General features: G+C 51.2%; 17 protein-coding genes. 9 read left to right on the top strand and 8 right to left on the bottom strand.

Annotated elements, in window-relative coordinates:
* Position 1 precedes the first annotated feature (1 nt).
* Entirely contained in the window at positions 2-1,204 is a 1,203-nt protein-coding gene (gene pemB, locus LOZ86_RS01295) for a pectinesterase PemB (protein WP_039483202.1), read from the top strand.
* 377 nt (positions 1,205-1,581) lie between these two features.
* The gene (locus LOZ86_RS01290; RefSeq protein WP_039483205.1) at positions 1,582-2,310 is read left to right on the top strand and encodes a helix-turn-helix transcriptional regulator; all 729 of its coding nucleotides are present in this window, start codon (positions 1,582-1,584) and stop codon (positions 2,308-2,310) included.
* On the opposite strand, the gene carI is transcribed toward LOZ86_RS01290, so the two are convergent.
* Complete coding sequence (gene carI / locus LOZ86_RS01285; RefSeq protein WP_039483208.1) at positions 2,294-2,944, bottom strand: acyl-homoserine-lactone synthase CarI; 651 nt, start codon at positions 2,942-2,944, stop codon at positions 2,294-2,296. The two genes, LOZ86_RS01290 and carI, sit on opposite strands and share 17 nt — an antisense overlap.
* A gap of 269 nt (positions 2,945-3,213) precedes the next feature.
* A complete protein-coding gene (gene argG, locus LOZ86_RS01280) occupies positions 3,214-4,560 on the bottom strand; it encodes an argininosuccinate synthase (RefSeq protein WP_039483212.1) in 1,347 nt (448 codons plus the stop codon).
* Between the two features lie 412 nt (positions 4,561-4,972).
* On the opposite strand from argG, the gene LOZ86_RS01275 reads away from it, so the two are divergent.
* Positions 4,973-5,548, top strand: coding sequence for a DJ-1/PfpI family protein (locus tag LOZ86_RS01275; RefSeq protein ID WP_039483215.1), 576 nt, complete (start codon positions 4,973-4,975; stop codon positions 5,546-5,548).
* Between the two features lie 83 nt (positions 5,549-5,631).
* Here the strand turns inward: LOZ86_RS01275 and xylR are convergent, their stop codons facing one another.
* From xylR to LOZ86_RS01260, 3 genes are all read right to left on the bottom strand, one after another.
* Positions 5,632-6,810 (bottom strand): D-xylose utilization transcriptional activator XylR, encoded by a 1,179-nt coding sequence (gene xylR, locus LOZ86_RS01270; protein WP_039483217.1) that lies wholly within the window; start codon positions 6,808-6,810, stop codon positions 5,632-5,634.
* 136 nt (positions 6,811-6,946) lie between these two features.
* Complete coding sequence (gene xylH / locus LOZ86_RS01265) at positions 6,947-8,077, bottom strand: xylose ABC transporter permease XylH (protein ID WP_230243142.1); 1,131 nt, start codon at positions 8,075-8,077, stop codon at positions 6,947-6,949.
* Between the two features lie 28 nt (positions 8,078-8,105).
* Positions 8,106-9,647, bottom strand: a complete 1,542-nt coding sequence (locus LOZ86_RS01260) for a xylose ABC transporter ATP-binding protein (RefSeq protein WP_039483221.1) — start codon at positions 9,645-9,647, stop codon at positions 8,106-8,108.
* A gap of 1 nt (position 9,648) precedes the next feature.
* On the opposite strand from LOZ86_RS01260, the gene LOZ86_RS21325 reads away from it, so the two are divergent.
* Entirely contained in the window at positions 9,649-9,771 is a 123-nt protein-coding gene (locus LOZ86_RS21325) for a hypothetical protein (RefSeq protein WP_258210311.1), read from the top strand.
* On the opposite strand, the gene xylF is transcribed toward LOZ86_RS21325, so the two are convergent.
* Positions 9,768-10,763, bottom strand: a complete 996-nt coding sequence (gene xylF, locus LOZ86_RS01255; RefSeq protein ID WP_039483224.1) for a D-xylose ABC transporter substrate-binding protein — start codon at positions 10,761-10,763, stop codon at positions 9,768-9,770. The genes LOZ86_RS21325 and xylF overlap by 4 nt on opposite strands.
* A gap of 352 nt (positions 10,764-11,115) precedes the next feature.
* Between xylF and xylA the strand changes: the two genes are divergently transcribed.
* Entirely contained in the window at positions 11,116-12,435 is a 1,320-nt protein-coding gene (gene xylA / locus LOZ86_RS01250) for a xylose isomerase (protein ID WP_230242777.1), read from the top strand.
* A 73-nt stretch (positions 12,436-12,508) separates the two neighbouring features.
* A complete protein-coding gene (gene xylB, locus LOZ86_RS01245; protein WP_039483230.1) occupies positions 12,509-13,966 on the top strand; it encodes a xylulokinase in 1,458 nt (485 codons plus the stop codon).
* A gap of 10 nt (positions 13,967-13,976) precedes the next feature.
* On the opposite strand, the gene LOZ86_RS01240 is transcribed toward xylB, so the two are convergent.
* Positions 13,977-14,969: an acyltransferase gene (locus LOZ86_RS01240; RefSeq protein WP_039483233.1), complete on the bottom strand. Its 993-nt coding sequence runs from the start codon at positions 14,967-14,969 to the stop codon at positions 13,977-13,979.
* A gap of 221 nt (positions 14,970-15,190) precedes the next feature.
* Complete coding sequence (exaC, locus tag LOZ86_RS01235) at positions 15,191-16,726, bottom strand: acetaldehyde dehydrogenase ExaC (protein WP_039483235.1); 1,536 nt, start codon at positions 16,724-16,726, stop codon at positions 15,191-15,193.
* Between the two features lie 419 nt (positions 16,727-17,145).
* On the opposite strand from exaC, the gene fdhD reads away from it, so the two are divergent.
* The 3 genes from fdhD (at position 17,146) to LOZ86_RS01220 (ending at position 21,033) form a co-directional block, all read left to right on the top strand.
* Complete coding sequence (gene fdhD, locus LOZ86_RS01230) at positions 17,146-17,979, top strand: formate dehydrogenase accessory sulfurtransferase FdhD (RefSeq protein ID WP_039483236.1); 834 nt, start codon at positions 17,146-17,148, stop codon at positions 17,977-17,979.
* A 235-nt stretch (positions 17,980-18,214) separates the two neighbouring features.
* Positions 18,215-18,841, top strand: coding sequence for a superoxide dismutase [Mn] (gene sodA, locus LOZ86_RS01225; protein ID WP_039483238.1), 627 nt, complete (start codon positions 18,215-18,217; stop codon positions 18,839-18,841).
* A gap of 299 nt (positions 18,842-19,140) precedes the next feature.
* A complete protein-coding gene (locus LOZ86_RS01220; RefSeq protein ID WP_039483240.1) occupies positions 19,141-21,033 on the top strand; it encodes a methyl-accepting chemotaxis protein in 1,893 nt (630 codons plus the stop codon).
* Positions 21,034-21,110 lie beyond the last annotated feature (77 nt).

Raw genomic sequence — 21,110 nt, 5'->3', positions numbered from 1 at the left:
CATGACAAAAACAACGTACCCCGGCACGGTTCATCGCCCCATTCTCTCCGAACAGGAAGCCGAACGCTTCACGCTCCCGCACTATTTCACACTACGTGGATACGATGATCAGGCAAAAGCTGACATCTGGCAGCCCGCACCGATTGAGGTCGATCCGGCGACGCCCTGGGTTGTCGGGCCACAGATCGGGGTGGATGGCGCAACGCACGCCCATGTTCAACAGGCGGTGAACGCCGCGCTGCGGGCGCAGCAGGGTCGGGCGCGTATTGAGATTAAATTGCTGCCGGGCATCTATACCGGCACAGTCTATATCCCTGCCGATGCCCCACCGCTCACGCTGTTTGGGACGGGAGAACAACCGAATGACGTAGTGATTCAACTCGCGCTGGATTCGATGTTTTCACCCGCGATCTATCGGGAAACGGTAAATTCGCACGGTGAATATCAGCCCGGTGACCCCGCCTGGTACCAGTACGATCTCTGTGCATCAAAACAAAACGCGACGATTGATACCATTTGTGCCGCCGTGGTCTGGTCGCAAAGCGACAATTTCCAGATGAAGAACCTGACGGTGGTGAATACCTTGCTGGATTCGGTAGATAGTCGTGCACATCAGGCCGTTGCGTTGCGCACCGACGGCGACAAGGTTCAACTTGAAAGAGTACGCCTCATCGGTCGTCAGGATACGTTTTTCGTCAATACCAGCAACCTTCAGAATGAGTACGTCACGGACCGCTACAGCCGAGCCTACATTAAAGACAGCTACATTGAGGGCGATGTCGATTACGTTTTTGGGCGCGCAACTGCGGTATTCGAGCGTGTCCACTTTCATACCGTTTCCAGCCGTGGGGCGAAAGATATTCACGTCTTCGCGCCTGACAGCATGCCGTGGGTGCAATACGGCTTTCTGGCAGTGGCGTGTCGTTTCACGGGAGACAAAGGTTTCAACGGAGAAAGAAAGGCCAAACTGGGGCGCGCCTGGGATCAGGGGGCAAGGCAGACGGGATATCAGCCGAGCCAGACGGCAAACGGTCAGTTAGTGATTCGCGACAGCACGATTGACGCCAGCTATGACAGAGAACGGCCATGGGGCGCTGCGGCAACCACCGCACGGCCCTTTGCGGGTAACGCGGATTCCGGCCGCAATCTCGACGATGTGCATTTCAATCGGCTGTGGGAATACCACAATATCGACAAAGCGTGAGGTACAGCGAAAGGGATAACAATATGAAAAGTGAGTGTTACTCATGAAGACAACGAATGTAATTGAGACCTGATGGGCTTGTAAAACGACACAGACCATAGAGGAGAAAAAGTTATTTTCATTATACTATTGATAAATCTAGCTTAATTTTCATTCCCTGATGTTAGTCAATCATCACGCTTATCCTGAGCAGTGTTTGTTTCTTTTACTTTACGCCCTTAAAATCGTCGTAAGATTGTATGTTTTTCCACCTCAAAGAAAAGCCATACTAAGGTATAGTTAAGACTATCGGTATAGGTTCTTATAGATATACCTATAGGTATAGGTATATACTTTTCCGTTACAAGGATGTTGATTCTTCAGACTGAGGTCATGAGATGTCGCCATTATTCTCCAGTAGCGAAATAATAAGCAGGGTAATCAAAGGGCATTTTAATGAAAATCTGGAACACTACGATGGCATTAAATTCTCGTTTATGGTTCTGAATAAGAAAAACCCCTCTGAAATGATCATTATTTCCAGTTATCCCGATGAATGGGTTAATCTCTACAAAGAAAATAAATATCAGCACATTGATCCTGTTGTTCTTGCTTCATTTAATAAAATATCACCTTTCTCTTGGGAGAAGAGTCTGGTTATTAACACACGACTACAGCTTGCCAAGATATTCGACCTCTCTAAAAAATATAATATTATCAACGGATATACTTTTGTACTTCACGATCATGGCGACAATCTGGCTATGCTATCAATTATCGTGGACAGCTCCTATCCAGATGATGTTGATACATTCATTGAAGAGAAAAAAGACACCTTTCAGATGCTATTAATTAATGCATATGAAAAAATCATCTCCCTTTGCAGAGAGATGATTGGAAATAAAAAAAAATTAAATAATAAAGAAATATTCTCTCAGCGAGAAAATGAAATCCTTTACTGGGCCAGTATGGGTAAAACCTATCTGGAGGTTGCTATTATTCTCGGTATCAAAACCAGCACGGTAAAATTTCATATCGGCAACGTTGTGAAAAAACTTGGCGTCCTGAATGCCAAGCATGCCATCAGGCTCGGCGTTGAGTTACAGCTCATCAAGCCTGTGCAATAGCGGCAGGTACCCTTAGAGGCCACTGATTCAACGCATTACTCATAAATCTCCCATTGCGATTAATACGACGAGCCAACGCTTCCTGATTCTCATCATCAACGGGAAGAAAAACTAAATAGACCCTTTCTTCCTTTTCTGACAAACCTTGTTCGACCACGCGAATTCCCCAGCCAGATCGTTTTAATATGGTCAGCATAGGGTGACTCACTATCGTATATATTCCATCATAGCCCTTGTCCCTTGAGTAATTAATCATCGAAAGAAACAACATCGAACTAATTGGGTATTCATTGCCGAGAATATCCTTCGCTCGTGATTTATCGACAAAGAACCGACTAGATTCCAGATAATTCCCTTCAGGGATATTTATCGCCTTAAAGTAAGGAAAAAACGCCCCAGTAATCATGTTAGGGTATTTTGTTTCAATAAATCTCAAACTACAGATAACGGTGTTATCTTTGATGCCAAAAAGATAAGTCGTGTTATTATTATCATACTGATCAAACTCCATTCCATCAGTACATTGCACGGCCCAATTCAGTCGATCTTTAAACGTCTCTTTTCTGAGGGTAAATAGCTCTTCTGATTTCTTTTCTGACAACAAAGTGTGATTTACATCAAATATCTCTAACATTTTTCCTCCATCGAAAAGTTAATGCATAACCTCAAAAAACGATACGCCATCCCACAGATCCTTAGCCTTCAGATTATTATCTTGGCTGATTATTTATAGGTATTCTGTCGCTTTCCAAGGCGGTTGTACAGATGCAACCTGCATTGTCAGCAAGAGTTCATAAAAAAAAAGACACCGCGAGAAAATCCAATATAAACATATGATAAACAGATAAAAAAAATCCGGAAACGCGAGACGATTCCGGATTTTTATATTACTCAATCTGTGCGTTACTTCTCTGCTTTATCCTGCAGTTGCCCTACCTGCGGCAAACCCGTGCTGGCGGAGGAAGAGAGCAAGCCCGTTTCAGCATAATTAAACAGTTTTTCACGCGTGTCGGTAATATCCAGATTGCGCATGGTCAGTTGGCCGATACGGTCGTCTGGCGAGAAGACCGAGTCGCCTTTCTCCATGGTCAGACGTTCTGGCTTATAGGTCAGATTGTCAGACACGGTGTTCATGATGGAGTAATCATTACCACGACGCAGCTCCAGCGTAACCTCACCCGTGATGGCGCTGGCGATCCAACGCTGAGAAGAATCACGCAGCATCAGCGCCTGAGAATCGAACCAGCGTCCCTGATACAGGAAACGACCCAGTTGACGGCCATTGGCGTGGTATTGCTCGATGGTGTCTTCGTTGTGGATACCGGTGACCAGACGCTCATAGGCAATGTGCAGCAGTGCCATTCCCGGCGCTTCATAGATGCCACGGCTTTTCGCTTCAATGATACGGTTTTCGATCTGATCGCTCATGCCCAGACCGTGACGGCCACCGATGCGATTCGCTTCCAACATCAGTTCAACGTCATCGGCAAAGGTCTTGCCGTTCAACGCAACCGGGTGACCGCGTTCAAAACGAATGGTCACTTCTTCTGCCGGCACTTTGACGTTTTCGTCCCAGAACTTCACGCCCATAATCGGGTTAACGATTTTGACGCTGGAATTCAGGAATTCCAGATCCTTCGCTTCATGCGTCGCACCCAGAATGTTAGAATCGGTGGAATAGGCTTTCTCGGCCGACATTTTATAGCCGAACCCTGCCTGTGACATAAACTCGGACATCTCCTGACGGCCGCCCAGCTCATCAATAAAATCGGTATCCAGCCACGGCTTGTAAATCTTCAGTTCAGCATTAGTCAGCAGGCCGTAACGATAGAAACGTTCAATATCGTTGCCTTTATAGGTGCTGCCGTCGCCCCAGATGTTTACACCGTCTTCTTTCATTGCAGCAACCAGCATCGTACCGGTAACCGCACGGCCCAGCGGCGTGGTGTTGAAATAGGTCACGCCCGCCGTCGTGTTGTGGAATGCGCCACACTGAATCGCAGCGATACCTTCAGCAACCAGTTGCTTACGGCAATCGATCAGGCGAGCATTTTCTGCGCCGTATTCCATAGCCCGACGTGGGATTTCCTCGTAGTCATCCTCGTCTGGCTGCCCCAGGTTCGCGGTATACGCATAAGGAACCGCGCCTTTTTGACGCATCCAAAGCAGTGCAGCGCTGGTATCCAGACCACCCGAGAACGCAATACCAATACGCTGACCAACCGGAAGATGCTTGAGAATCGTTGTCATATATATAATCCCTGCTCGAAAGATCTCTGGATATAAGCTGAGTCGCCCACACCATTATGTTACGCCATACATTTATGAGCGTTCGGGCCCTGTGCACATCCTGCATCAAACGGGCCGGTCGATGACCAACATCGACACACTCACAAATGCATATTTATGCAAAATAAGTGAGTGATAATTTAAACATCTTTTTGGCGGGACAGGAAGAGAAGAGTCATACTTTCATGCAAAAAAATTCGTGGCCAATTCACGACCAAGTTAGCAAGTATAGCGCTATCTTCTCTTCAGGCTAAGCAGCAAAAATCGTTTACGCGACCCACTCGACATTAATAAAACATCGTTTCATTTTGTCGATATTTCTTTGCTATTCTCTTGCGGTTAACACCTTCCCTTGCATATCGCTGGAGATGCTATGTCTAAGAAAGTCGCCGTTCTGCTGGCTCCTGGGTTTGAAGAAGCAGAAGCGATTATGGTGATTGATGTACTGCACCGTATGAAGATAGAAGTCACCATGCTGTCATGCTATGACAGACTGGAGCTGCACAGTTATCACAATATTCGCATGTTTGCCGATGCTCTGCTGGAAAGAAGCCAGGACACGCTGTTTGATGCCGTAGTCATTCCTGGCGGCCCACAGGGAACGGTAAATCTGGCCGCAAACCCGATGGTCGTCGAGTTTATCCGTCGCCACGACGACGCGGGGAAACTGATTTGCCCACTATGCTCCGCAGCCGCTCGCGTGCTGGGGGGTAACAAACTGCTGAAAGGCCGCCGCTACGTTTGCTCTGGGAATTTATGGCAGGACGTGACCGATGGCGTTTATGTTGACGAGAAAGTCGTGGAAGACGGCAATCTGATCAGCGGCAAGGGGCTGGGGGTCACATTCGACTTTGCCTTTACCATCGCCAGCCGTCTGACCGGTGACAAAGAAAACGCCAACTTCCAGGTTGAGCACATCGATTACGATTACTGGCGCGTGCCAGCGTAACCGTTCACCAACCGAATGATAAGGCGCGCACCCTCGCGCCTTCCTGTGTGACCTTCCAGCATGACCTTCTTTTATAGATAGCCTTAATAACCTTCCCCATAACGCTCGCGATACTCTTTCGGCGTGATGTCATACCCTTTCTTAAAGACGGCATAAAAATAGGGCAGCGAAGGGTAGCCACACATCAATGAGATCTCACCAATCGAGAGTGAGGTCGATATTAGCAAGTTACGCGCCCGATCCAGCTTCTCCTCATGAATCATGCCGTGAATGGTCTGGCCGACTTCGTCTTTGAAGCGTTTTTCCAGGTTCGAGCGGGAAATCCCTACCGCATCCAGCACCTGCTCGACCTTAATCCCTTTGCAGGCGTGATAGCGGATAAAATGCATCGCCTGAATCACAGCAGGATCGTGCACGGAGCGATAATCCGTTGAGCGACGCTCAACCACCCGAACTGGCGGCACCAAAATACGCTGTAGCGGTACATCAGACTGATTCAACAGCAGTTGGTGCAGCAGTTTCGCTGCACGATATCCCATTTGGCGTGTACCCTGCGCTACCGACGAGAGCGCAACGCGTGAAAGGTAGCGAATCAGATCTTCGTTATCGATCCCGATGACGCACAGCTTTTCCGGTACGGCAATATTCAGGTGTTCGCAGACTTGCAGCAGATGGCGCGCGCGGGAATCCGTCACCGCGATAATTCCCGTCTGCGGCGGCAACCCCTGCACCCAGTCAGCCAGCCGATTTTGCGCGTATTGCCAGTTATCCGGCGAGGTTTCCATTCCCTGATACACCACGCCTTGATACTTTTCTGCCGCAACCAGTTGTCGGAAAGCGTGCTCCCGTTCCTGCGCCCAGCCTTTCCCGCCCGATGCCGGCAGGCCATAAAACGCAAAGCGGTTCAGCCCTTTCTCTTTGAGGTGCATAAACGCGCTTTCCACCAGTGCATAATTATCTGTCGCGATATAATGCACGGGCGGATAATCTTCGGGCTGATGGTAAGAACCGCCCACCCCCACCAGCGGAACATTCACATCCTGTAGCAGCCGCTTGATCTCGCCATCGTCAAAATCGGCAATCACGCCGTCGCCCAGCCATTCTTTGATGTTATCAATGCGGCAACGGAAATCCTCTTCAATGAAGATGTCCCAGTCACACTGGGAAGCCTGTAAATACTCGCCAACGCCTTCAACCACCTGACGGTCATACACTTTATTGGCGTTGAACAGCAGCGTGATGCGATAGCGTTTTTCAAACATGGCAGTGGGCGCTCATTAATCGCAAGTTCCTTGAATAAAGTCTTCTTCCTTGAATAGCACAGCGCCCCAAGAGGCCAAAATAAATTGCTGATTATTGCGAGCCGCCACGTATTTCCTTAGCAGACTCGACGTTGCGTCATACACGCCGCTTTGTTGCGGTATCCATCCACACCGCCAACAGCAGGATTCCGCCTTTAACGACGTATTGCCAGAACGTCGGCACATCCAGCATGCTCATCCCGTTATCCAGCGACGCCATGATAAATGCCCCCATCACCGCGCCCGCGACACTACCAATGCCGCCCGCCAGACTGGTGCCGCCAATCACGCAGGCGGCAATCGCATCCAGCTCGGCAATGTTCCCGGCGGATGGCGAACCCGCCCCCAGTCGTGAACTGAGAATCAGCCCGGCAACTGCGACCATCAAGCCATTAATCGCAAACACCGCCATTTTGGTGCGCTCGACATTCACGCCCGATAGGCGGGCAGCATCGATATTCCCGCCCACGGCATAGATACGGCGGCCAAACGCGGTTCTCGTCGCCAGAAAAATACCACCCAGCATCAACAGCGTCAGCACCAGAACCGGCGTTGGCACCCCGCGATAGTCATTCAGCAGATAGATCGCGCCCAGCACCACCAGTGCCGTAAATGTCTGACGGCCAATATCGCCTGCGGGTGGGTTTACCGGTAACCCTAATCGGGCGCGACTGCTGCGCCGACGCCACTGCCAGGCAATAAACACCATTAGTCCGATGGCACCGAACATAAAACCTATACCGGAAGGCAGATAGCTTTGCCCAATCTGCGACATTGCTTCGCTGGTCGGGGAAACCGTGGTCCCGTTGGTGATGCCAATCAGAATGCCGCGAAAAGCCAGCATCCCCGCCAGCGTCACGATAAACGAAGGGACTTTCCGGTAGGCGACCCACCAGCCATTCCACGCGCCCAGCAATAATCCCAGCGCGAGCGTCACGACGATGGTCAACGGCAAGGGCCAGCCAAACCAGACATCAAAAATCGCCGCCGCCCCGCCCAGTAACCCCAGCATCGAGCCGACCGACAGATCGATTTCAGCGGAGATAATGACAAACACCATACCGACCGCCAGAATGCCGGTGATCGCCGTTTGCCTCAGCAGATTGGAAAGATTACGTGCGCTGAGATACGCCCCATCGGTCATGTAGGTGAAAAAGAGCATGATGGCGATGATGGCGGCAATCATCACGTAGACCTGAAGATTGATGCTTTTCAACCGTTGCAGCATCAAGGCAGAGCCGGCGATATGTTGTTGTTCAGACTGCGATGTTTTCAGCACGATGTTCACTCCTCAATGCAGCTTCCATAACCTGTTCCTGAGTTAAAGCACGATTGACCAAATCCGCTTTGATCCGCCCCTGATGCATCACCAATACCCGATCGCTCAATCCCAGCACTTCGGGCAATTCAGAAGAAATGACAATGACGGCAATGTGCTGTTTTACCAGCGCATTAATGAGCTTATAGATTTCATATTTGGCACCGATGTCGATGCCGCGCGTGGGTTCATCGAGAATCAGAATGCGGGGGTTCAACAGCAGACATTTCGCCAGCACCGCTTTTTGCTGGTTGCCGCCGCTTAACCGGGCAATCGCCAGTTCCGGGCTGGAGGTTTTCACTTTCAGGTTCGCTAGCGACTGCCGGATGATGTCCTGCTCACGGGCATCATCCAGCATGGAAAACGCCCCTGTGAATTGGTCGAGGGCCGCCAGCGTCATGTTCTGCGCCACGCTCATCACCGGGACTATGCCGTCCTTCTTACGATCCTCCGGCACCATCGCAATACCCAGTGCCATCGCCTGTTGGCAATTGCTGATGGTCACTGGCTTACCGTCAATAAAAATGTCGCCCTGCCAATGGCCGTGATAGGCACCAAACAGGCACTGCACCGTTTCCGTACGCCCTGACCCAACCAGCCCAGCAATGCCGAGAATTTCGCCTCGATGTAGAGCAAACGAGACATCATCTACCCGACGAATGTGGCGATTCACAGGGTGCCAGGCGGTCAGGTGTTCTACGCGCAGCACTTCTTCACCAACGACATGCGGTTCATTGGGATAAAGCTCCGTCAGTTCCCGCCCCACCATCATGGCGATGATCTGGTCTTCGCTCAGCTCGACCGCCGGACGCGTACCAATCGGCTTCCCGTCGCGAATCACACAAATCACATCAGAAATGGCTTTAACTTCGTTGAGCTTGTGCGAGATATAGATGCAGGCGATACCGTGATCGCGCAGATCCTGAATGATCTCCAGCAGGATTGCGGTCTCCCGTTCGGTCAATGAGGCCGTTGGCTCATCCAACACCAGCAGACGCACCTGCTTGTTTAGCGCTTTGGCGATTTCCACCAGTTGCTGCTGGCCTAATCCAAGCTCACCCACTTTGGTATTCGGGTCAACGGCCAGCTTGACCTGCTCCAGCATGCGCTGGCAGCGGAGGTACATATTGTCGTAATCCATCACGCCAAAACGCGTCCACTCGTTACCCAAAAAGAGGTTCTCCAGCACCGTCATCTCTTTCACCAGCGCCAGTTCCTGATGAATGATCGCGATGCCTTTTTGCTCCGTATCGCGAATATGGTTAGCGCGCAGCTCGTCGCCAGAGAACACGATCTGCCCGTCATAGCTGCCATACGGGTAAATGCCACACAGCACCTTCATTAAGGTGGATTTCCCTGAGCCATTCTCGCCACACAGCGACAAGACCTGACCCGCGTCCAGCATCAGGCTAACGTTGTCTACGGCTTTCACCACGCCAAACGCCTTGGTGATGTTTTTCATTTCCAGCAGATGCGGCATCATGGCCTCCGTGATTCAGGTGTCTCAGGCCTCGCCTGCGACAGTGGCAAGCCACAACGTTATGTCGTGGCTCGGTAATCCTCTTTCCTACATCCTGAAATCTATTGGCGGTGGAGTGCGTTAATACACATCCGCTTTTTTGTGGAAGCCATCGGCAATGACGGTGGAATCGATATTGGATTTATCGACGGGAATTGGGGTCAGTAAGAAGGAAGGAATGTCTTTCAACCCATTGTTTAATTTAGCGTTGGATTCCGGGGCTTTATCGGAACCGAGCGCCACGGCAATATCTGCGGCGTCTTTCGCCAGCTTGCTGATCGGCTTATAGACCGTCATGGTTTGCGTGCCTGCCACAATACGTTTGATTGCCGCCAGATCGGCATCCTGACCAGAAATCGCCACTTTCCCTGCCAATCCCTGTGCGGCAAGCGCCTGAATCGCCCCACCCGCCGTGGCATCGTTCGACGCCACAACAGCATCAATCTTATTGCTGTTCGCCGTTAGCGCATTTTCCATAATTTTCAGCGCGTTCTCTGGTAGCCAGGCATCAACCCACTGATCGCCGACCACTTTTATTTTCCCACTCTCGATCAGTGGCGTGAGCACTTTCATTTGCCCCTGACGAAACAGTTTCGCATTATTATCGACCGGTGAGCCCCCCATTAAGAAATAGTTCCCGCCAGGCACTTTATCGACGAGATATTTCGCCTGTAGTTCGCCAACCTTCTCATTATCAAATGAAATATAAAAATCCACGTCCGCATTATTAATCATGCGATCGTAAGCAAGCACTTTTATTCCCTCACGTTTTGCTTCCGCAATAACATTACCAAGTACCTGACCGTTATAAGGAATAATCACTAATACATCGACACCGCGATTAATCATGTTTTCTATTTGAGAAATTTGCGTCGCTTCATTGCCGTTTGCTGATTGAACAAAAACATCAGCGCCCTGCTTTTTGGCTTGCTCAACAAAAAGATCGCGATCTTTCTGCCAACGCTCAAGACGCAAATCATCAATCGCCATGCCTATTTTAACGTCCTTCGCGAATCCGGGCTGACAAGCAAGAATGAATACGGCACAAGCTGAGAGTAAAAAATGGTTAACTTTCATCATAGAGTACCTTTTTTATTTAAGATGCAGGGCCTAAGACTCCAATCGCCAGCAAAGTATTGTCGCTAAACATCCCTCCATCAATTACAGATTTTTATCCTCCAATTATGTTTTTTGGTTTAATTTCCGTTTTTTGATACGGGTCATATTTTATTGTCGTGTCACATTTTCATTTTGTTACCTATTGCGAAGCGTATTCAGAGTAAAACACCGTTATTTTTGCGATACAGCGCACATTTAATAATTCTCTGAATTTCAGTGTGAAATAACGTAATTGAGGAAACACTCATCCACTCCGAAAATTAATCACATTCCCGTCTCTTCCGTCTGGGTGGTTTCTAAGGAGTTAACGATGCAAGCCTATTTTGAACAGATCGAAAAAGTCCGTTATGAAGGTAACCAAAGCAACAATTCCTTCGCCTTTCGTCACTACAACCCCGATCAGGAAATTCTCGGTAAACGTATGGCGGACCACTTACGTTTTGCCGTCGCGTATTGGCACACGTTCTGCTGGAACGGCGCGGATATGTTCGGTGTCGGCTCTTTTGCCCGGCCGTGGCAGCAGTCAGGCGACGCGCTGGAGCTGGCGAAGCGCAAGGCGGATATCGCATTCGAATTTTTTCAAAAGCTCAGCATGCCTTACTACTGCTTTCATGACGTCGATGTTGCGCCGGAAGGGAACTCACTGAAAGAGTATCTGCATAACTTTGCGGTCATTACTGATGTACTGGCGGAAAAACAACAGGATAGCGGTGTGAAGCTGCTGTGGGGCACCGCTAACTGTTTCACCCCTCCCCGCTACGGCGCAGGCGCAGCCACCAATCCTGACCCAGACGTCTTTGCCTGGGCCGCCACGCAGGTGTTCACCGCCATGAACGCGACCCAAAAACTGGGGGGCGAAAACTATGTGCTGTGGGGCGGGCGTGAGGGATATGAAACCCTGCTCAATACCGACCTGCGTCAGGAACGTGAACAGATTGGCCGCTTCATGCAGATGGTCGTCGAGCATAAACACAAAATCGGCTTTCAGGGCACGCTGCTCATCGAACCGAAGCCGCAGGAACCGACCAAACACCAATACGATTATGATGTCGCCACCGTTTATGGTTTCCTGAAGCAGTTTGGGCTGGAAAAAGAGATTAAAGTCAACGTGGAAGCCAACCACGCTACGCTGGCAGGCCATTCCTTCCATCATGAAATCGCCACCGCTGTCGCGCTGGGTATTTTCGGATCTGTCGATGCAAACCGCGGCGATCCGCAACTCGGCTGGGACACCGATCAGTTCCCTAACAGCGTGGAAGAGAACGCGCTGATCATGTACGAAATTCTCAAAGCGGGTGGCTTCACAACAGGTGGCCTAAACTTTGATGCCAAAGTTCGCCGCCAGAGTACCGATCGCTATGACCTTTTCCATGCGCATATCGGCGCGATGGATACGATGGCACTGGCGCTCAAGGCTGCCGCCAGAATGATTGAAGATGATAAGCTCAATCAGCTGGTCGCTAGACGCTATGCGGGCTGGAACGGGGAACTGGGTCAGCAAATCCTGCAAGGTAAGGCCTCGCTGGAATCGCTTACCCGCTATGCGGAAAGCCATCAACTGGCACCGCAGCACCAGAGTGGCCAGCAGGAATTGCTGGAAAATCTGGTTAACCGCCATCTATTTGGCTAAAACGGTACGCTCATCTACGCCACACCTACTGCGACAGACTAAACCCTGTCGCAGAGGCTTATCAGGAGCCACTATGTATATCGGTATTGATCTGGGTACTTCCGGTGTGAAAGCCATCCTGCTGGATGAAGCAGGCAAGGTAGTTGCCAGCCATAGCGCCGCGCTGAGCATTTCCCGCCCGCATCCGCTCTGGTCAGAGCAAGCGCCTGAAGACTGGTGGCAGGCAACCGACCAGGCACTACAGGGGTTGGCGGCAGCACATAGCCTTCGTGCCGTGAAAGCGCTGGGGTTGACCGGGCAAATGCACGGGGCGACCTTGCTGGATGCTCGCCAGAACGTACTGCGCCCTGCGATTCTTTGGAATGACGGACGCAGCGCGGCTCAATGCCGAACGCTGGAACAGTTGGTACCAACATCGCGTCAGATTACCGGCAACCTGATGATGCCGGGCTTTACCGCGCCCAAGCTGAAATGGGTGCAAGAAAACGAAAGTGATATCTTTCGTCAAATCGACAAAGTTCTGCTGCCGAAAGACTATCTCCGCTGGCGTCTGACAGGGGAATTTGCCAGCGATATGTCCGATGCGGCTGGAACGCTTTGGCTAGACGTTGCCAAACGAGACTGGAGCGATACCCTACTGGAAGCCTGCTCGCTGAACCGCAAACATATGCCCACGCTGTATGAAGGCAGCCAGATTACCGGCTATCTGCGAGCTGACATCGCCAGCCGCTGGGGTATGGAGCCCGTCCCCGTCATTGCTGGCGGTGGGGATAACGCGGCAGGCGCGATTGGCGTCGGGCTGTATCAAACCGGTCAGGCGATGCTGTCTCTCGGCACATCCGGCGTTTACTTCGCCGTCAGCGACGGCTTTCTCAGCAATCCGCAGCATGCCGTCCACAGTTTCTGCCACGCGTTGCCGAATACCTGGCACCTGATGTCCGTAATGCTAAGCGCTGCCTCCTGCCTCGACTGGGTCGCCCGCCTGACGCACGCAGAGAGCGTTCCCGCGCTGCTACAGGAAATCGCCTCGACGCCAGTCGATGACACAATAACGCCAGTGTGGTTCTTGCCCTATCTTTCCGGCGAACGCACGCCGCACAATAATCCCGATGCCAAAGGCGCATTCTGGGGGCTCACCCATCAGCATGGCCGCCCGGAACTGGCAAAAGCCGTATTGGAAGGTGTGGGCTTTGCGCTTGCCGACGGCATGGATGCACTGCATATGACGGGGCTCAAACCCGATAGCATTACGCTGATTGGCGGCGGCGCACGCAGCGCCTACTGGCGGCAAATGCTGGCGGATATCAGCGGTCAAACGCTGGAGTACCGCACAGGAGGGGATGTCGGCCCTGCACTGGGTGCCGCGCGTCTGGCGCAAATCGCCATGCATCCACACACGCCACTGGCAGACCTTCTGCCACCGCTACCGCTGGAACAGATTCATCAACCGGATCCCCAGCGTCACGCCGACTATGCCGAACGGAGGCGTACATTTAAAGCACTCTACCAGCAGCTTAGTCCGCTGATGTAGGTTAGTATCGTCAACTCACCCAGCGTCGCACATCGATTTTCTGTAGCGCCATCGAAAGCAGCAGGCTGGCCCCCAGCGCGATGGCAAAAACAGAGAAGATGTTGAGAACCGGGTGAGCTGGCAGCATCACATCATGCGTGCGCAGATAGTGAATGATCAGCGCGTGGAAGCCGTAAATCGCCAGCGAGTGGCGCGAAATAGTGGCAAAGCCTGGTAAAATCCGTTGGCTACCGTAATGCTTAAACACCACCAGAAGGCTGACCGCAGCCAGAAACACTAGCGGGCCGCAGTAGATGTAAAACGTCTGGGTGAACGTCTCGTTCAGTAATGTGTGGTGCTTCGTTCCCATCGCAATCAACGCGACACACGCAATGAAGAAGGGGATAGCAGCTAGCACGACTTTCTTTGGTACTTCCAGCACGCCCAGCGCACGCCCCAGCGCGGCGTACAGCACATAGTAAAACGTATCGCCGTAAATATAGAGGTTAACGGGCAGTAATTTAAACCCTTCAAATTCCACTCGCCCCGTACTGGGGTTAGCGACAACGGCCAGCAAGATAATCAAGACAGCTAAATACTTACCTGATACCGGCTTGATGGTAATAAGCGGAGAAAGCAGATAAATCACGATAATCGCGTAGAAAAACCACAAATGATAAAAGATCGGTTTTTGCAGCGCAAGATGCAATGAATTCAGACCATTAATTGGCGTGAGCGTCGCAATATAGATCAGCGCGACCGTACTGTAGAAAAGCAGACATAAGCCGATACGCAGAAAATGCTTCTTCCCCGCTCGACGTTCACCAAAGAATAAATAGCCCGAGATCATGAAAAACAGCGGAACGCAGACGCGCGAGGCAGAATTCAGGATATTCGCTACATCCCAGTGCCCGTCGCCCGGCGTGCCACCCGCCGTAATATAGTACGTTGTGCTATGAATCAGAACGACCATCATGCAGGCCAGCGCCCGCAGGTTATCAATCCAGCCGATCTTATCCGTCATGCACAACCTCTTGAAAGAAAAGCGCTATTCAAAACAGCGTAGCCGTTGTTAAGCGCTGACACAATCGATTATTAACAACCAGCAACTATCCACAACCAGCGCTCAACAATCGGGAAAGTCTGAGTGACAAGGGCAGGTTCATACGGAAAACTCGCATGAATTTAAAGCGATGCGCGCTCACCCCAGTGGCAAGCGCGCGCAGGATCTTATGGAGTATGGTGTTAGAACAGCCCCATCGGCTTATCAGAGTAACTCACCAACAAGCACTTGGTTTGCTGATAGTGTTCCAGCATCATTTTATGGTTTTCACGCCCGATACCGGACTGCTTGTAACCGCCGAACGCCGCATGCGCCGGATAGGCATGATAGCAGTTGGTCCAAACGCGCCCAGCCTGAATACCGCGCCCCATCCGGTAAGCGATATTGCCGTTGCGGCTCCACACGCCAGCCCCCAGACCGTATTCCGTATCGTTGGCGATCTCCAGTGCGTCATCCATCGTTTTGAAGGTCGTGACTGCCAGCACCGGTCCGAAAATTTCCTCCTGGAAGACGCGCATACTGTTTTTACCGAACAAGATCGTCGGCTCCAGATAGTATCCTTCTGCCAGCCCGCTCGGCATCGCCTTGCGCTGGCCGCCCGTGAGCACGCGTGCGCCCTCTTTCTTACCGATATCAATGTAGTTAAGGATGGTGTCAAGCTGACCTGCGGACACCTGCGCCCCCATCATCGTTTTGCTATCCAGTGGGTTACCGATGCGGATAGCCTCAACGCGCTTGATTGCCCGTTCCATAAAACGATCGTAGATAGATTCCTGCACCAGCGCGCGGCTCGGACAGGTACAGACCTCGCCCTGATTGAAGGCAAACAGCGTGAAGCCTTCAAGCACTTTGTCAAAGAAGCTGTCTTCCTTGTCCATCACATCGGCAAAGAAGATGTTCGGCGATTTGCCGCCCAGCTCCAGCGTTACTGGCGTCACGTTCTGCGCCGCATAACTCATGATCTGCTGGCCTACCTCGGTCGACCCGGTGAATGCCACTTTCGCAACGCGTTTCGACGTCGCCAGATATTCACCAATTTTACTGCCCGACCCATTAACGACATTGATGACACCTGGTGGCAGCAGATCCTGAATCAGCTCCATCAAAATCAACACTGACATCGGCGTCAGCTTGGCGGGTTTCAGCACAATACAGTTACCGGCAGCCAGCGCTGGTGCCATCTTCCAACAGGCCATTAGCAGCGGGAAATTCCAGGGAATGATTTGCCCGACAACGCCGAGAGGCTCATGAAAATGATAGGCCACGGTATCGCCATCAATTTCGCTAATTCCCCCTTCTTGCGCGCGGATACAGGCCGCGAAATAGCGAAAGTGGTCAATCGCCAGCGGCACATCCGCCCCGCTAGTTTCGCGTATCGGTTTACCGTTATCCCAGGTTTCCACCTGCGCCAGCAGCTCAAGATTTTGCTCCATCCGGTCAGCGATTCGGTTAAGCACCAATGCGCGTTCCTGCACCGACAGGCCACCCCATTCCGCTTTTGCCTTGTGAGCGGCATCCAGCGCGTGGTCAATATCTCGCGTTGACGAACTGGCCACTTCACACAGCTGTTGGCCAGTTACTGGCGTCAAATTGACAAAATACTGACCAGCGTCAGGTGGTACCCAGGCTCCGCCGATAAAATTGTCATAGCGTTTTTTCAGATTGAGAGAGCCATATTCGCCAGATGCGGATCGGCCTTCGAGATTATCGTGCGCCATTTCAGTCTCCTTTGCATTTCTGGGTGAGCGGCCATGCCGCAGTGAAAAAAGAGGCAAACAGTAAGCAGTTAAATTAAGCCTATACGGGGTATGGGGTTAGCGACAGGATTCGGCCAGAGAAGAAGGCAACTCTTCGAGTTAACGCACAGTTTCTTACGAGAAAAAGTCGCATCCCTTCAGGCACAGTGAGATATACCCTAAATAATTCGAGTTTCAGGCAGGCGGCAAGAGAAGGCATCCCGATGAGCTTACTCAGGTAAGTGATTCGGGTGACAAATCTGCCAGGAGCAGATTTGAACGCTGCTTGCAGCGGCCCTTCAGGGCGAGGCCCACGACGGGCCGAGTATTTGAGTGCAGCCAACGCACATGCAACTTGAAGTATGACGGGTATAATACTTTTAATTTCCAGGGTTACTAACATGCAGGTATTTCAGGTGGAAGGGGTTCATTTACCAGCGGATGCCGCCCTTGAAGGCGCAACGCAACATTCAGTCTATCATCTCGATTCGCTGCATCAGCCACAGTCTGACTGGCTGGCGGAAGAGGTGCCCGTTGCGTTGGTTTATAACGGCATATCGCATATCGTTATGATGGCCTCACCGAAGGAACTGGAGGAGTTCGCTCTCGGGTTTTCCTTATCTGAAGGCATTATTCAATCACCGGCTGATATCTACGGCATTGATGTACAGACCGCCTGTAACGGCATCGAAGTACAGATTGAGCTTTCGAGCCGACGCTTCGCTGGGCTAAAAGAACGCCGCCGGGCGATGGATGGCCGCACAGGCTGCGGCGTATGTGGCGTAGAGCAACTTGCGGAAATCGGCAAACCGATCGCGCCTCTGCCCTTCACGCAGACATTTTCCATTAGCAAACTTGAAAATGCACTGGTGCGGCTGCGCGATGTGCAGAAGATCGGTCGAGTGACGGGTTGCACCCACGCCGCAAGCTGGGTCGCGCCAGACGGCACGCTGTCCGGGGGGAGTGAGGACGTCGGCCGCCATGTCGCGCTGGATAAGCTGCTGGGTACCCGAGCGAAACAGGGGTGGCAGCAAGGCGCAGCGCTGGTTTCCAGCCGAGCCAGCTATGAGATGGTCCAAAAATCCGCCATGTGCGGCGTGGAAATCCTGTTTGCTGTCTCAGCGGCGACCTCGCTGGCCGTAGAGGTCGCACAGCGTTGCAACCTGACGCTGGTCGGTTTTTGTCGGCCGGGACATGCGACTATCTACACGCATCCGCAGCGTCTGAGCACGTAAGATACACCACCAGCGCAGCGGCGTTTTGCAGGCGACGGGTATAGATTAATTTGTTTTTACATAGTGCAATAACGACATAAGCGTTTGTTATCATGAAGTAAAGCAATCTGATTCATGCCACACGTTCGAGAATAATCATTTTCAATATCATTTAATTAACTATAATGAAGGTATTGCTTACGCGGTACTAACAACACAGTGCCGTAACATTTTTTTTACCATGGAGATGCTAAACATGAGTTATTCACTGCCATCGCTGCCTTATGCTTATGACGCACTGGAACCGCATTTCGACAAAGAAACGATGGAAATTCACCATTCCAAACACCATCAGGCTTACGTCAATAATGCTAACGCCGCGCTGGAATCTCTGCCTGAACTGGCTGCATTGTCTGCTGAAGAGCTGATCGCTCAACTGGATAAAGTTCCTGCGGAGAAAAGAACAGCACTGCGTAACAACGCAGGTGGCCACGTTAACCACAGCCTGTTCTGGAAAGGCCTGAAAGTAGGCACGACGCTGACTGGCGATCTGAAAGCCGCCATCGAACGTGATTTCGGCAGCGTTGATGCATTTAAAGAGAAATTTGAGCAAGCAGCAGCAACCCGCTTTGGTTCTGGCTGGGCGTGGCTGGTACTGAAAGACGACGGCAAACTGGCCGTCGTGTCTACTGCAAACCAAGACAGCCCGCTGATGGGTGAAGCCGTTTCTGGTGCGTCTGGCTACCCAATCGTCGGTCTGGACGTATGGGAGCACGCTTACTACCTGAAATATCAGAACCTTCGTCCAGCTTATGCTAAAGCATTCTGGAACGTGTTGAACTGGGACGAAGCTGCTGCTCGTTTCGCTAGCGCGCAAAAATAAAACCGTTGAGTGCCTGATACCATCAGGCCTCTTCTGCGTTTGAATATAAACTGGAATAACAGTCTGTTATTCCAGTTTTTTATTATCCCTCTCTAAACGTCGAGCAGCATGTACGCTGGCATTCCTCTCTCACTAACGCATAAAGTTTCGGAGTAGCGTGCCGATATCTACTGCGGGTTTTTATCATGTTGTTGTGCAGGGATAAGCTTGGTAAGCGGTAATCCGAGATGCTAACACCGCTAAGCAAGTGTGCATCAGGATAGTGAATTCGACTCAATACGATATAGTGGTGGGATGTGATGGCTATGAATTTTGACAATCTAAAAGTCGGTAAAAAATTAGGATTAGGCTTTTTCCTGATTCTGCTGATGACCATGGCGATTGCTGGTGCGGGCATTATGCATATTGGCTCGCTGAAAGACAGTATTGATAAAGTTAATTTAAGCAACGATATTAATGATGAAATTAATCAGGCTAAATATTACCGCGCATTATACGGCACCACCTACAATCCTGATGATATAAAAAAGAACGTTGAGCACATTGCCAATGTCAGTAAACTCGCTGAAAAGGCAAAAGAATTTAACTGGCCAGAAAGCGACACCAAGAAAATAGCCAGTATCCCAACATTAATTACCAGCTATCAGGAAAAACAAAGTAATTATATTAATGCAGTGGGAAAAAAGGATGCCGTCAGAAAAAGTTGGAATATATCAACAACGGAAAAACCACTGGAACAGCTTAACGATCAATTAAAAATAGACAACAACAGCGCTAACCTTCAATTATTACTTTCAGACCTGAACCAAAAACTTATTTCCGTCCGCTACCACGTTCGTGGATTATTACTGTCTACCAATAAAGAATCTGAAGAAAAGCTGACGGATGCCATCAACGCAGCACAAACGTCATTGACCTTCCTGTATCAAAGCCTGTCTGCCGAACAGCGTGAAACACTGTCTCCCGTTCTGGCAATAATGAACAATTATGAAGAGCAGGTCCTGGCCTATATGCCGGCCTATGAGGAGGAAATGGCGCAGGCGGGGCAAATGCGGGGGGTTGCCGAACAGCTGAACAGCGTTGTTAAAGGATTGCTTAGCGATCAGTTAGCAGCATCGCAGGAAGATATTCGCAGTGCAACGCTGCAAATGAGTATCGCTGCGCTGATTACGCTACTGCTTGGCCTGCTGATTTCCTGGTTCATTTCACGCCAGATCACCACACCGCTTGGCAACACATTGCGCATGGCTGAAAAAATCGCAACAGGCGATCTCACCATGTCCATCAACACGACGCGTAAAGATGAGCTGGGTCAGTTGATGAGTGCGATGTCGAAAATGAATGACAACCTGCACAATATGATCGATGACATTCGCGTCGGCGTCAGCCAGATTTCTAACGCATCCAGCGAGATTGTCGCGGGCAACACCGACCTGTCATCGCGTACCGAACAGCAGGCCGCTGCCGTTGAGCAAACCGCCGCCAGCATGGAGCAGCTCACCGCGACGGTTAAGCAAAACGCGGATAACGCACACCACGCGAACAAGCTGGCAATCAGCGCATCTCAAACCGCAAAACAAGGCGGTGAGCAGGTGAATAACGTGGTGCAAACCATGACGGCGATTGAGAGCAGTTCTAAGCGTATCGCGGAAATCACGTCCGTCATCAACAGCATCGCCTTCCAGACCAACATTCTGGCATTGAACGCCGCGGTGGAAGCCGCCCGCGCCGGTGAGCAAGGCCGTGGATTTGCCGTGGTTGCCAGCGAAGTCCGTAGCCTTGCCCAGCGCAGTTCTCAGGCCGCGAAGGAAATCGAAGGCTTGATCTCTGAATCGGTTACTCAGGTATCACGCGGAGCGACGCTGGTTGGCAATGCCGGTAAAACGATGAATGATATCGTCACCTCGATCACGCAGGTGCATGACATCATGGGTGAAATTGCTACCGCATCGGATGAGCAAAGCCGGGGAATTAGCCAGGTTAGCCAGGCAATTGTTGAGATGGACAGCACCACGCAGCAGAACGCCGCACTGGTTGAACAATCCTCTGCCGCTGCCGACTCGCTGGAAGAGCAGGCAAGACTGCTGAAGCAGGCGGTTTCCGTCTTCCGTCTGGCAAACTCGCAGCATGATGACACCCCAGCGGGTATCGCGTTTGCCGACCAAACGCATCGTCTGCACGCACCGCGCTAATATCAACACTACAACGTACTAAAAACGACAAAGCCCCTGTTAAACAGGGGCTTCATCAACGAATCTATCACCAGCAT

Origin of the sequence: Pectobacterium parvum, assembly GCF_020971565.1 — a bacterium.
In the GTDB taxonomy this organism is placed as follows: Bacteria; Pseudomonadota; Gammaproteobacteria; order Enterobacterales; family Enterobacteriaceae; genus Pectobacterium; species Pectobacterium polare.
This window is presented reverse-complemented; position numbering and strand designations above follow the sequence as displayed.